This window comes from Acinetobacter sp. ANC 4169 (assembly GCF_002135355.1).
GTDB lineage: Bacteria > Pseudomonadota > Gammaproteobacteria > Pseudomonadales > Moraxellaceae > Acinetobacter.
This window is the reverse complement of sequence record NZ_NEGE01000008.1, coordinates 118,522-131,178: the sequence shown is the minus strand read 5'-3', so window position 1 is coordinate 131,178 and position 12,657 is coordinate 118,522. Positions and strand designations below refer to the sequence as shown.

Here is a 12,657-nt window from a genome sequence, read left to right as displayed (position 1 = left end):
CATGAATCAAGAAATTATACGTCAAACACCGCTATGGGCTGAGAACTGGCCAATCGCTTATTCTGTGGTTCAAGCGATTGTGATCTTGCTTGTAGTGGTGCTTGTCGCTGCGTTGATGTCATTCATCGAACGTCGTTTACTTGCGTTATGGCAAGACCGTTACGGTCCAAACCGTGTTGGTCCCGGGGGGATGTTCCAGATCGTTGCCGACATGCTGAAAATCATGTTCAAGGAAGACTGGACACCTAAGTTTGCCGACAAACTGACTTTCCGTTTAGCACCAGCAGTTGCGATGGCGACTGCAGTGCTTTCATTCATGGTGATTCCTGTAAGTCCAACAATGGGCGTAGCAGACATGAGTATCGGCCTGTTGTTCTTTATGGCAATGGCAGGTATTGCAGTCTATGCAGTGTTGTTCGGTGGCTGGTCTTCAAATAACAAATATGCGTTATTGGGTGGTCTACGTTCTGCGGCTCAAACCATTTCTTATGAAGTGTTCTTGGGTATCTCGCTGATGGGTGTGGTGGCAATTGCCGGTTCATTCAACATGCGTGAAATTGTTGAAGCACAACGCGATGTTTGGTTTGTGATTCCACAATTCTTAGGTTTCTTGATCTTTATTGTTGCAGGTGTTGCTGTAACTCACCGTCATCCATTTGACCAACCGGAAGCTGAACAAGAATTGGCTGAAGGTTATCACGTCGAATACGGCGGTATGAAATGGGGTATGTTCTTCGTTGCAGAATATGTAAACGTGGTTCTTATTTCAGCATTAATCGTCACTTTATTCTTTGGCGGTTGGTTAGCACCATTTAACCTAGAAATTCCATTTATTCCACCAGTATTCTGGTTCATTATCAAAACAGCATTCTTTGTGATGATGTTTGTCTTGGCACGTGGTTCATTAATGCGTCCACGTTATGACCAAGTGATGAACTTTGGTTGGAAGATTTGTTTGCCATTGGCGTTGGTCAACTTGTTGGTGACTGGTGCTGTGATTCTGATGAATCAGGCCTAGGACAGCAGGGAGTACAAAATGTATAAAATTCTAGCTGGATTCGGGTCAATCGTACGTTCACTGTGGATGGTCTTCAGCCACGTGACACGTAAACGTGACACTATTCTTTATCCAGAAGTACCGGGTGAACAAATTGTTCCGCCACGTTTTCGTGGTCGTATTGTCTTGACACGTGACCCGGATGGCGAAGAGCGCTGTGTTGCTTGTAACCTATGTGCGGTGGCTTGTCCGGTGGGCTGTATTTCACTACAAAAAGCAGAAAAAGAAGATGGTCGTTGGTATCCGGAGTTTTTCCGGATCAACTTCTCTCGTTGTATTTTCTGCGGTATGTGTGAAGAAGCATGTCCAACGACTGCAATTCAAATGACACCAGACTTCGAGTTAAGTGAATACGTTCGTCAAGACTTGGTTTACGAGAAAGAGAACTTGCTCATTTCAGGTCCTGGTAAATATCCGGACTACAACTTCTACCGTGTAACCGGTATGGCAGTTACAGGTAAAGACAAAGGTCAGGCACAACGTGAAAGTGCACCTGTTGACGTACGGAGCTTATTACCATGATGTGGCCATTTTATTTGATGGCACTCGTGGCCATTGTATCTACGGTTCGTGTTGTCACTAACGCGAATCCTGTACATGCTTTATTAAGCCTGATCGTGTCATTGCTTGCAGTTGCAGGCATGTTCATGATCGTGGGCGCGCCATTTGCCGGTGCGCTTGAAATTATTGTTTATGCTGGCGCAATCATGGTGTTGTTCGTGTTTGTGGTGATGATGCTGAATCTTGGTCAACATACGGTTGAACAGGAACGTAAATGGCTGACGTCATCTGCATGGGCATATCCAGCATTGATGAGTTTCCTGATGGGCTTGGCGCTTGTCTGGATGCTTGGTTCAGATTACACAACCGCAGGTCCTGTGATGGGCACTCAAGTTGTGGGACCTAAAGCTGTAGGTACAGCGCTCTTTACTCACTACTTACTATTGGTAGAAGTTGCCGCAATGTTATTGCTTGCAGCCCTCGTTGCAGCATTCCACTTAGGTAAACGTGAACCAAGTGCAAAAGAGGAAAAAGAATAATGGGCAACATTCCTTTAGAACATGGTTTGATCGTTGCAACCATTCTTTTTGCACTGGGTTTTTACGGTGTAATGGTACGACGCAACCTATTATTTATGTTGATGAGCCTTGAAATCATGATGAACGCAGCTGCGCTTGCGTTCGTTTTGGCGGGTAGTGCATGGTTACAGCCAGATGGACAGATTATGTTTATCCTGATTTTAACTCTTGCTGCTGCAGAGGCTTGTATTGGTCTTGCGATCGTCCTTCAGTTCTACCATCGCTTCCATCATTTGGATGTGGATGCTGCTAGTGAGATGCGCGGATGAGTTATTTATATTTAACAGTATTATTTCCGCTCATTGGTTTTGTCCTCTTAGCGGCGGGGCGTAACAAGCTTCCTGAAAATGTAGCAGCCATCATTGGTGTCGGTTCAGTCGGTTTATCTGCTTTATTTGCACTGATTGCTGGCATGGGCTTTGTAAGCAATGGTTCAGTGGCCCAAGTTCAACATCTTTGGACTTGGTTCAATGTTGGTGGTTTTGCACCGGGCATGAGCCTGCATTTAGATGGCTTGTCTTTACTCATGACCGGTATGATCACCGGTGTGGGTTTCTTGATTCACATCTTTGCATCATGGTACATGCGCGGTGAAGAAGACTTCGCGCGCTTCTTCTCTTATTTCAACCTGTTCGTAGCAAGCATGTTGCTGCTCGTTCTTGGCGATAACCTGGCGTTATTGTTCTTGGGTTGGGAAGGCGTAGGTCTGTGTTCTTACCTGTTGATTGGTTACTACTACCAAAACCCTGAAAATGGTTTTGCAGCAATCAAGGCATTTACCGTAACCCGTATTGGTGACGTATTCTTGCTGATTGCATTGTTCTTGCTTTACCAACAGTTTGGTACTTTGCATATTGGAACAATCGTTGCCAATGCACCTCAAGTTCTAGCTGGTGACCATTCACTTGCGATCTGGACATCATTAATGTTGTTCTTGGGTGCTGCCGGTAAATCTGCGCAAATTCCATTACAAACATGGTTGGCCGATGCGATGGCAGGTCCTACACCTGTTTCTGCATTGATCCATGCTGCAACAATGGTAACAGCAGGTGTTTATCTGTGCTGCCGTATGTTCTCCGTGCTTGAAATGACACCAGAAGTGATGATGTTTATCTCGATCACTGGTGCGGTAACATTGATTGTTGCTGGTTTTGCTGCATTGGTTCAAACCGACATCAAACGTATTCTGGCTTACTCAACCATGAGTCAGCTCGGTTATATGTTCATGGCTGTAGGTGCTGAAGCATACCAGGCTGGTCTGTTCCACATGCTTTCACACGCATTCTTCAAGGCATTATTATTCTTGTCTTCGGGTGCGGTGATTCTGGCTTACCACCACGAACAAAACATTTTCAAAATGGGTGGCTTGTTCAAACATAACAAATTCCTGTTTGCCTGCTTCGCGATTGGTGGCGGTGCGTTGGCTGCAATTCCATTCTTGACCATCGGCTTCTTCTCTAAAGATGCCATCCTTGGTGCAGTTTGGGCTCAAAGCCATATTGCAAATCTTCCTGTATATAACTGCTTGTACTGGACAGGTGTGGCGGGTGCATTCTTAACTTCAATTTATACATTCCGTTTAATCTGGGTTGTATTCTTTGGCAAAGAAAACACACCGTATCACGAAATCAAAGGCGCAACTTATTGGGCTCCGTTGGGTATCTTGGCGGTACTTTCAACTGGTCTGGCTTACTTCTTGAAAGCACCAGTAGAAGCTGCATTAACCAAAGCCAATATTCCAGCATTTGTGATTCCTGAAGCGCTTGAAGCAGGTGTACACGGTGCCGAATATACAGCTGTAGGTATCGCACTTGCCGGCCTGGTGGTGGGTATTGTGTTATTTGCCTTTGCTTATAATACAGTGAAAGCTTTTGCCCGTACTTCATTCGGTGCTGGTCTTGCTAATATCTGCCGTAATGCACTTGGTTTTGATGCGTTGTATAACATCGTATTTGTGAAACCATATTTGCTGATTGCGAAAATTTTAGGTCGTGATCCGATTGATGGTTTGTGGTTAGTGCTTCCTGCCATTGTGAAAGGTGGTCATAGCTTCACCAGCTCGCGTCAAACAGGTTCATTGCGTGAATACGCATCAAGTATGTCACTCGGTGTAGTGGTATTGCTGATGATCCTGATCGTGATTCAGGTAGTGGGGAAATAAGATGGAAATCACAAACAACTGGATTTTACCCGCGCTGATCCTCGTACCGTTCATTGCAGGTTTTATTTGCTGGTTAGTTGACAAGTTCAACGACAAATTACCACGTTACATTGCGCTATTCGGTATGCTCATTACTTTGGGCCTAACCGTTGCGCTTTGGAATTCGGGTACTTATAACTACGAACTCGGCGCAAAAGTTCCAACTTGGGCTGCCGAATTCATGTTGCCTTGGATTTCAACTCTCGGCATTAACATTCACCTTGCGGTGGATGGTCTTTCACTTCTTATGGTTGGCTTGACTGCATTACTTGGTGTACTTGCAGTAGGCTGTTCATGGGGTGAGATTCAAAAGAATGTTGGTTTCTTCCATCTTAACCTTTTATGGTCTTTGGGTGGGGTAATCGGTGTATTCCTGGCGATTGACCTGTTCCTGTTCTTCTTCTTCTGGGAGATGATGCTTGTACCAATCTACTTCCTGATTGCGTTATGGGGTCATAAAGGTGCGGACAACAAATCACGTGTTTATGCTGCAACCAAATTCTTCATCTATACCCAGGTAGCAGGTTTGATCATGCTCATTGGTATTCTAGGCCTTGTGGTTTATGGATACATGATGACTGGCATGATTGGATTCGATTACAACTACCTGTTAGGTGTGGCGAATACACTTGATGCACAATTGCCATCAGTGGCTTATGCCTTGATGATCTGTATGTTCATTGGTTTCGCTGTAAAACTTCCAGTGTTCCCATTGCATGGCTGGTTACCAGATGCGCATGCTCAAGCACCGACAGCAGGTTCTGTCGACTTGGCAGGTATCTTGATTAAGACAGCTGCATACGGTCTGCTTCGTTTTGTTATTCCGTTCTTCCCGGCAGCTTCTGCACAGTTTGCAGACATCGCGATCATCTTCGGTTTAATTGGTGTGTTCTACGGCGCTTGGTGTGCTTTCCAACAAACCGATATGAAACGTTTGCTTGCGTATACATCTATTTCGCACATGGGCTTTGTATTACTTGCGCTTTACGCCGGTAATATTCTGACTTTCCAAGGCTTAATGATCATGATGCTGGCACATGGTATTTCATCTGCTGCATTGTTCATTATGTGTGGTCAAGTGTATGAGCGTTTACATACACGTGATTTACGTTTAATGGGCGGTATGCGTGGTCAGTTCCAATACCTTTCATTCTTCTTGATGTTCTTTGTTGCTGCACTTGTCGGTATTCCAGGTCTAGGTAACTTTATTGGTGAATTCCTGATTTTGATGGGTTCATTCGGTAAATTCCCAACCTTTACTATTTTGGCAGCAATCAGCTTGGTGTTGGCCGGTCTTTACGGTTTGATCCTGATTCACAAAGCATTGTTTGGTACGCCAAATGAAGAGCAAAAACAACATAATACAAACCCATTGAAAGACTTGAATGCGCGTGAAATTGTTATTTTGTTAGTGTGTGCTTTTGGTCTACTATGGCTCGGTATCTACCCACAAAGCTTCCTTGATATTTCAAATTCAAGCATGGCGTGGTTAGCAAACAGCTATATCCCAGTTCAAGAAGTTGTCGATGCGACTCAACAAGTCGTATCTCAACAAAATGTGGAGATCCAATAAGCCATGAACTTCACAATGTCATTTTCTGAGCTTATGCCATTAGCTCCTGTGATGATCGTGGCTTTAACTGCGATCGTAGTGATGCTTCTTATTGCAATTAAGCGTAACCATAATTTAATTGCAACTGCATCTGTAGTCGGTTTAAACCTTGCTGCAGCATACGTCCTGATTGCGATGTTCGGTGGTGCTTTTGCACCGTCGAACGTGATGGGCATGTTTATGGTTGATCCATTTACCTTGCTTTATCAATTGGTGATTCTGGTTGCTGCACTGGCTTGCTGTACCTTGTCACATGCTTATATTGAAAGCTATAAAGATAACCGTGAAGAACTTTACATCTTGATGCTGTGTTCGGTAGCGGGTGCAATGCTGATGGTTGCAAGCTCTCACTATGCAGCGTTCTTCATTAGCCTTGAGTTGATGTCGATTCCTGTATACGGCCTGTTGGCTTATACACATCAGCGTTCGCAATCTTTAGAAGCGGGTATTAAATATCTTGTACTTTCAGCAACGGCTTCTGCAATGTTGTTGATGGGTATGGCATATATTTATGCATATACCGGTTCGTTATCTTTCTATGACAACGTTCAGGCATTGATGCAAGCTATCAAGCAGCCAATGGTGATTTTAGGTCTAGGCTTAATTGTCTTTGCCGTTGCATTTAAATTGTCTCTTGCTCCATTCCACAAATGGACACCAGACGTTTATGCAGGTGCACCAGCACCAATCGCTACATTCCTGGCAACTGTTGCCAAGGTAGCGACGATTGGCTTGTTCGTACGTTATTTACTTAGTTCAGGTGCAATCCTGGTAGAGTCAATCGTAACCATCATCACGATTATTGCGGTGCTTTCTATCCTGGTGGGTAACTTCCTTGCGGTACGTCAAGTGAACTTGAAACGTATTCTGGGTTATTCTTCAATTGCACACTTCGGTTATTTGTTGATTGGTTTAATCAGCATGACTTATGCAAGCCTGGGTAACGTGTCTGTATACGTAATCACTTATGTGTTGACGACTATCGGTGCCTTTGGTGCTGTAGCATTAATGTCAAGTCCGTTCAACAATACTGATGAAGCACAAAGCCTTGCAGATTACCGTGGCTTGTTCTGGCGTCGTCCAGTATTGACTGCGACCTTGACTGTGATGATGTTGTCTCTTGCAGGTATTCCATTGACTGCGGGCTTCATTGGTAAGTTCCTGGTGGTAATGGCTGCAGTAACAACTCAGCACTGGTTCCTTGCTGCAATGATCATTGTCGGTTCTGGTATCGGTTTGTACTACTACCTGCGTGTGATGGTGGTGATGTACATGACTCCGCCGGATACTCCACGTATTGATGCCGACAAACATTGGGGTCAAAAAGTGGGTGGTATTATGGTGCTGGCTGCGGCACTTGCTGTATTGGTTATTGGTGTTTACCCAGATCCAATCATTAAGTTAGCGCTTCAAGCCGAGATTTTATCTCCATTGCATTTCATGCTCTCACAACAGTAATCTAAAAAAACTATAAGTTTTTAGCAAAAAGCCTCCTAACTAAGGAGGCTTTTTGTTTATAAGAAATATAAAAAACATTTATAATAGTCGAAATTTTATCTCATCTTTTAGGTGTTCTCCCGTGGCTATTCATGAAATCCGTCATCCCCTTATTCGACATAAACTTGGTTTGCTACGCCGTGCAGACATTAGTACAAAAAACTTCCGCGAACTTGCTCAAGAAGTCACCATGCTTCTCACTTATGAAGCAACCAAAGACTTACCGATGTGTGATCATGAAATTGATGGCTGGAATGGCAAAGTTACAGTAGACCGTATTGCGGGTAAAAAAATTACAGTTGTGCCAATTTTACGTGCTGGTATCGGTATGTTAGATGGCTTCTTGAACCTGATTCCAAGTGCCAAAGTATCGGTACTGGGTCTTGAGCGTGATGAAGAAACCTTGCAGGCACGTACTTACTATAAAAAACTGGTACCAGACGTACAAAACCGTTTGGCGATGATCATTGACCCAATGTTGGCCACCGGTTCTTCATTGGTTGCAGCTATTGATGTATTAAAAGCCAGCGGCTGTAAAGATATCCGCGTGATGGTTCTGGTTGCTGCGCCAGAAGGGATTAAGAAAGTAGAAGAAAAACATCCGGATGTGACTATTTTTACAGCATCTATTGATGATGGTTTAAATGAAAATGGTTATATCGTTCCGGGTCTTGGCGATGCAGGCGATAAAATCTTTGGTTCAGTTCAAAAAGACTAATTTTTGATAGAACCAAAAAAAGAGGCTGATACAGCCTCTTTTTTATATACTGTAGATATGGATTTTTAGAATAGGATAGAAAAACATGAAAGATGAATTGTATCAGGGCAAAGTAAAGCAATACGACGCTGCAAAAGGGTTCGGTTTTATTGGGTCAGAAGAAGGTGACGTATTCTTCCATATTTCAGATTTCCCAGCTGCTGATGGTGAACCGAAACGTAACGAACGCGTGAAGTTCCATGTTGTTCAAAATGGCGATAAATATAAAGCTGTTAAAATTGAGCGTGTCGAAGACAATTCTGCGAAAGCAAAAAAATCCAAGGTTGCTGCACACAACCAATCGATTACATCAGCTTTGCTGTCTAACTTTAAGCGCTGATCATTGCAAATGATCTGAATGGAAAAGAGACTTTTTAGTCTCTTTTTTATTATAATAAGAAAAAATATAAATGAAAAAGAGTGTTTTATGTTTATTCAGGGGAAAGTCAAAACCTATAACACTGCGCGTGGTTTTGGATTTATAGCAGTGGAGGGAGATGTGAAAGACGTGTTCTTTCACATTCAAGATGTACCAAATAGCAGTATCGAACCTAAAGTCGGTGAGAACTTAAAATTTATCATTGCTGAAGATGACGGTAAATTCAAAGCCGATCGTATTGTGCGATTGGACATACAATCTGCTTCAATAGATAGCATAGCCGCCAAACCATCGGGCAACAAAAAATCGGCTGCTTCGCCACGTTATCATAAAGGTGGACACGCAGGCAAAATCTTGACTGGTATTGCATTGATCATCATGGCGGTGGGAGCTGTGATGGGCTATGGAAAATATCAGGATTATCGCACTGCAGAGCAGCAGAAAGCACAACAGTTGATCATAGAGCAACAGCGTATTGTGTCAGAACAGCGAGAAGCGCTGGGCGATTTACCCGAAGCGGTTCTGTCGGAACAAGGGCAGCGTAATTTAGCGGCTGACACTTACAATACCAATAAACCGCGCTCAGAAAAAATCAGTGCCAGTATTGACCAGCAAAATGGTATTAAGCTAGCAACAACCCAATTTAAATGTGATGAGCGGCAGCATTGCAGTCAAATGAATTCAAGAGCAGAAGCAGTTTGGTATGTGCAAAACTGTCCTAATCATAAAATGGACGGAGATGGGGATGGCATACCTTGCGAAAACGATTCACGTTGGTAAAAAAAAAAGCGCCATTGCGGCGCTTTTTTTATTGAGGGGAAGATTATTTATCTTCACAGAATTTCATAAAGGCTTTTAAACCCGGGCCCTGATATTTTTGACGATGCACCAGCATAAATAAAGGACGGGTCAGTTGCCAGAACGGAGTTTCTAAAATGACCAACTGACCTTTTTCAAGTAAAGGTTCAATAGCGAGTTTAGAAATACAGGACATTCCAATGCCGCCAGCCACAATTTTCAGAATCGCTTCATTATGACCCAGAGTTAAACGGATATTGGCATCCGGTAAATCTTTAAGAATTGCATTATCAAAGACTTCACGGGTACCTGAGCCCTCTTCACGTAAAATCCACTCTACACCTACTGCCTCGAAGTCCGCAGAGGTTAATGGACGTCCAAGTTGCGCCAGCGGATGATTTGGTGCACAACACACTGCAAGCTCATCGTCACGCCAGTGGATACACTGTAATTGGGGCAGATGACATGAACCTTCAATTAGGGCCAAATCAAGCTGGAACTGATTTACGGCTTCAATCATCTGGCGGGTATTACCCACTTGCAGCTGCAAATGTGCTTGCGGCTGGATCTGTAGAAAGTCTGCCATCAGGTCGGGCATCAGATAATCACTAATGGTTAAGGTTGCCCCCAAACGCAGGTCAATACTTTGCAATTCACCTTTAGCAGCCTGTTCAAAAGCGTCGCAACGACCTAAAATTTCCAGCGCTTGCGGAAGTAAAAAACGGCCTAAATCATTGAGTTGTAGACGTTTACCGAGACGGTCAAACAGTGGAGCACCCAAGCCATCTTCCAAGTCTGCTAAAGCCATACTTGCAGCACTTTGCGTGAGCTTGACGGCATCACTGGCCTTGGTTACTGTGCCTTCTTGTGCGACTGCTACAAAAACAGCCAACTGGCGTAAAGTCATGCGCATGAATAGAGCCTTAACATTTAAAAAATATTAATAAATTATGTGGTCATGCTACCATGAGCACAGTCTTTCATGCCACGTTGAAATCATGTCAATTGAAAAATTTAGCTTAGAAAAAGTTTTATCTGTACACCGTTGGACCAATAATTTATTCAGTTTTACCATGACACGTCCTGCGCATTTCAAATTTACCGCAGGGCAATTTGCACGTATTGGCTTAAAAGTGGGTGATGAGCTGGTGGTTCGGGCTTATTCTGTAGTGTCATCACCGTTTGATGAAACGCTGGAATTTTTCTCAATTGTGGTGCCAGAAGGCGCTTTTACCTCGAATTTGCAACATCTCAAAGTCGGTGATGAGCTGTACTTGGAAAAAATTCCCTATGGCTTTTTAACCCTGGCACGTTATCAACTGCCTTTGCCGCAGGATTTATGGCTATTGGCTACAGGTACAGGCTTGGCCCCGTTTATTTCCATGCTACAAGACTTTGAAACCTGGTCTAAATATAAAAATATCCACTTGGTCTATAGTGTAAGAACAGAATCTGAACTGGCTTATGTAGAGCGTATTCAGGAAATTGCAGAAACATTTGGTGAAGGGCATAGCGGCTTTCAATTCGTACCGATTATCACCCGAGATCCCAATGCAGCGTTACATGACCGCTTGCCGGTGCTGATTGAAAATGGGGAATTAGAAAAAGCAGTCGGCTTACAATTTAATGTTGAAACTAGTCACGTAATGTTGTGTGGTAATCCGCAAATGGTGGAAGATACCAAAGAAGCATTGAAAGCACGTGGTCTGAAGATGAACCGTCGTGGTGAAGGCAATATTGCAGTAGAGAATTATTGGTAAGTACCTTCAGTACTCCTCCCTTTAAAAAAAGGAGGTTGGGAGGGATTAAAATTATAAAATTCTTCTCGAATCTTTGAATCCTCCCCAAACCCCTCCTTTAATAAAGGAGGGGCTTTTTACAGATACAAAAAAACCTCCACATTGGAGGTTTTTTATTGTTCATCTTTTAATGCACAAACATATCAATATATTCACGAATTTCTTGAATGGCCGTTTCTACATCGCTGGTCAGCCAGGTCGGTTCAAATACGCCCGCATAATGCTCCAGACGGTCTTGTGGAACCACCAGACGGATCGGACATTCTTCTTCCAGCAAGCGCCAAGGAATAATCGGCACTTCATTGTCTAAAAAAGGCGCAATATTACGAATGTCGATCACCATGGCATTGATGCATTCAGGAAAAGGCATCACTGAAAATTCTTCGGTACGACGGCGGAAATATTCCAGATCACCCCATTTAAGTATGTAACTTGGTTTATTAAATTCAATAATACCAATCAGATGTTCATCACGTGTGTAATGCAAGCCACATTGATGGGTGACATCAGTGTCCAGATCAAGCGTTACAGATTGCTGACGATACGCCATAAAATTAAGCAGCATGAAAAACAAGGTGCGTAATTATAGCTCATTTTGGATTTTTCAGCACCTCAAGCAGACATCATCTTGTTAAACTGACCACGATTAAAAGACCGTTAATTTACTTATTTTAAAACTGTAACTTAAATTACTTTTTCGGGTTTTTTAAAATTTACCGGGACTTAAATGACCTAACAATTCATTATGCCTAATATAAAAAAAGTGTAATAGAAAATCCCTTAGACCGTCATGAAAACAGTAATAGCAGTAATTAAATGAGCTCTGGAATGAGTTAAAATCAAATGGCTAAACTGTTTTTAGTGCTAAAACGATTTAAAAGGCTATTTTCGCCATCCACTGTTTTTTAAGTAAAATTTACATGTATTCACCATGTCACTATGCTTTTATACATAACCCATCAGCAGATATTGTTAATATAAAAATACGGAAACTAGATAAAAAGAGGGGAAAAACATGACACATGATTTTAACAAACCACCTCATGTTACTAGCGCAGAAGAAAAATCTCAAAAGAAACGTTTGCCAGTTTATATTTTAGTTCTTGTGGGTGTGTTCTTCATTGCCGTACTGGTTTACATGTTTGCGGATAATAAACCCACCGCAGAGGATGCACCTCCAGGACATCCTGAACCTACTGCCCAACCTGCAACGCCAAATAATACGACCACTACGGGTACTGCAACGGCAAACGATGAAGCCGTTGCTACCGATGCGGATACTGTAGCAGAAGCCGGTGAAAAAAGTGCAATAGGAGAGGCTGCCGATAATGTTGGTGTAGGTACGAGTAACAAGAATCAATAGTGATTCAAACATTATTTTAAAGCCCTAATCTGTGAGGATTAGGGCTTTTGTGCATTCTAATGTGCGCTTTTGTTGTATTTATGCTGGTTCGTGTTGAATAAAAAATCATCGAAATT

General features: G+C 42.9%; 14 protein-coding genes. 12 read left to right on the top strand and 2 right to left on the bottom strand.

All coding sequences use genetic code 11. The annotated features are described in order from the left end of the window. Position 1 precedes the first annotated feature (1 nt). From nuoH to B9T26_RS07940, 10 genes are all read left to right on the top strand, one after another. Positions 2-1,018, top strand: a complete 1,017-nt coding sequence (gene nuoH, locus B9T26_RS07985; protein WP_086199184.1) for an NADH-quinone oxidoreductase subunit NuoH — start codon at positions 2-4, stop codon at positions 1,016-1,018. An 18-nt stretch (positions 1,019-1,036) separates the two neighbouring features. Beyond that, entirely contained in the window at positions 1,037-1,579 is a 543-nt protein-coding gene (gene nuoI / locus B9T26_RS07980; protein WP_086174877.1) for an NADH-quinone oxidoreductase subunit NuoI, read from the top strand. Next, positions 1,579-2,097, top strand: a complete 519-nt coding sequence (nuoJ, locus tag B9T26_RS07975; protein ID WP_171262959.1) for an NADH-quinone oxidoreductase subunit J — start codon at positions 1,579-1,581, stop codon at positions 2,095-2,097. Before nuoI ends, nuoJ begins: the two co-directional genes overlap by 1 nt. Further along, the gene (nuoK, locus tag B9T26_RS07970; RefSeq protein WP_004651041.1) at positions 2,097-2,405 is read left to right on the top strand and encodes an NADH-quinone oxidoreductase subunit NuoK; all 309 of its coding nucleotides are present in this window, start codon (positions 2,097-2,099) and stop codon (positions 2,403-2,405) included. Before nuoJ ends, nuoK begins: the two co-directional genes overlap by 1 nt. Further along, positions 2,402-4,297: an NADH-quinone oxidoreductase subunit L gene (gene nuoL / locus B9T26_RS07965; protein ID WP_086199182.1), complete on the top strand. Its 1,896-nt coding sequence runs from the start codon at positions 2,402-2,404 to the stop codon at positions 4,295-4,297. Before nuoK ends, nuoL begins: the two co-directional genes overlap by 4 nt. Positions 4,298-4,304: 7 nt before the next feature. Next, on the top strand, positions 4,305-5,909 hold the full coding sequence (gene nuoM / locus B9T26_RS07960; protein ID WP_171262958.1) for an NADH-quinone oxidoreductase subunit M: 1,605 nt from the start codon (positions 4,305-4,307) through the stop codon (positions 5,907-5,909). A 3-nt stretch (positions 5,910-5,912) separates the two neighbouring features. Next, positions 5,913-7,406: an NADH-quinone oxidoreductase subunit NuoN gene (nuoN, locus tag B9T26_RS07955; RefSeq protein ID WP_086199180.1), complete on the top strand. Its 1,494-nt coding sequence runs from the start codon at positions 5,913-5,915 to the stop codon at positions 7,404-7,406. Positions 7,407-7,527: 121 nt separating this feature from the next. Beyond that, positions 7,528-8,163: a uracil phosphoribosyltransferase gene (gene upp / locus B9T26_RS07950; protein ID WP_086199179.1), complete on the top strand. Its 636-nt coding sequence runs from the start codon at positions 7,528-7,530 to the stop codon at positions 8,161-8,163. Positions 8,164-8,248: 85 nt separating this feature from the next. Further along, positions 8,249-8,542: a cold shock domain-containing protein gene (locus B9T26_RS07945; protein ID WP_086199178.1), complete on the top strand. Its 294-nt coding sequence runs from the start codon at positions 8,249-8,251 to the stop codon at positions 8,540-8,542. A gap of 87 nt (positions 8,543-8,629) precedes the next feature. Beyond that, positions 8,630-9,361 carry a cold shock domain-containing protein gene (locus B9T26_RS07940; RefSeq protein ID WP_086199177.1) on the top strand — a complete coding sequence of 244 codons (732 nt, stop codon included), beginning with the start codon at positions 8,630-8,632 and terminating at the stop codon, positions 9,359-9,361. Between the two features lie 43 nt (positions 9,362-9,404). Here B9T26_RS07940 and gigC read toward each other — a convergent pair whose 3' ends face one another. Further along, entirely contained in the window at positions 9,405-10,292 is an 888-nt protein-coding gene (gene gigC, locus B9T26_RS07935) for a LysR family transcriptional regulator GigC (protein ID WP_086199176.1), read from the bottom strand. Between the two features lie 85 nt (positions 10,293-10,377). Here gigC and B9T26_RS07930 point away from each other — a divergent pair, with 85 nt between their 5' ends. After that, positions 10,378-11,139: a ferredoxin--NADP reductase gene (locus B9T26_RS07930; protein ID WP_086199175.1), complete on the top strand. Its 762-nt coding sequence runs from the start codon at positions 10,378-10,380 to the stop codon at positions 11,137-11,139. Between the two features lie 166 nt (positions 11,140-11,305). Here the strand turns inward: B9T26_RS07930 and B9T26_RS07925 are convergent, their stop codons facing one another. Further along, positions 11,306-11,728 carry a hypothetical protein gene (locus tag B9T26_RS07925; protein WP_086199203.1) on the bottom strand — a complete coding sequence of 141 codons (423 nt, stop codon included), beginning with the start codon at positions 11,726-11,728 and terminating at the stop codon, positions 11,306-11,308. Positions 11,729-12,193: 465 nt separating this feature from the next. On the opposite strand from B9T26_RS07925, the gene B9T26_RS07920 reads away from it, so the two are divergent. Further along, entirely contained in the window at positions 12,194-12,541 is a 348-nt protein-coding gene (locus B9T26_RS07920) for a hypothetical protein (RefSeq protein WP_086199174.1), read from the top strand. Positions 12,542-12,657: the final 116 nt, after the last annotated feature.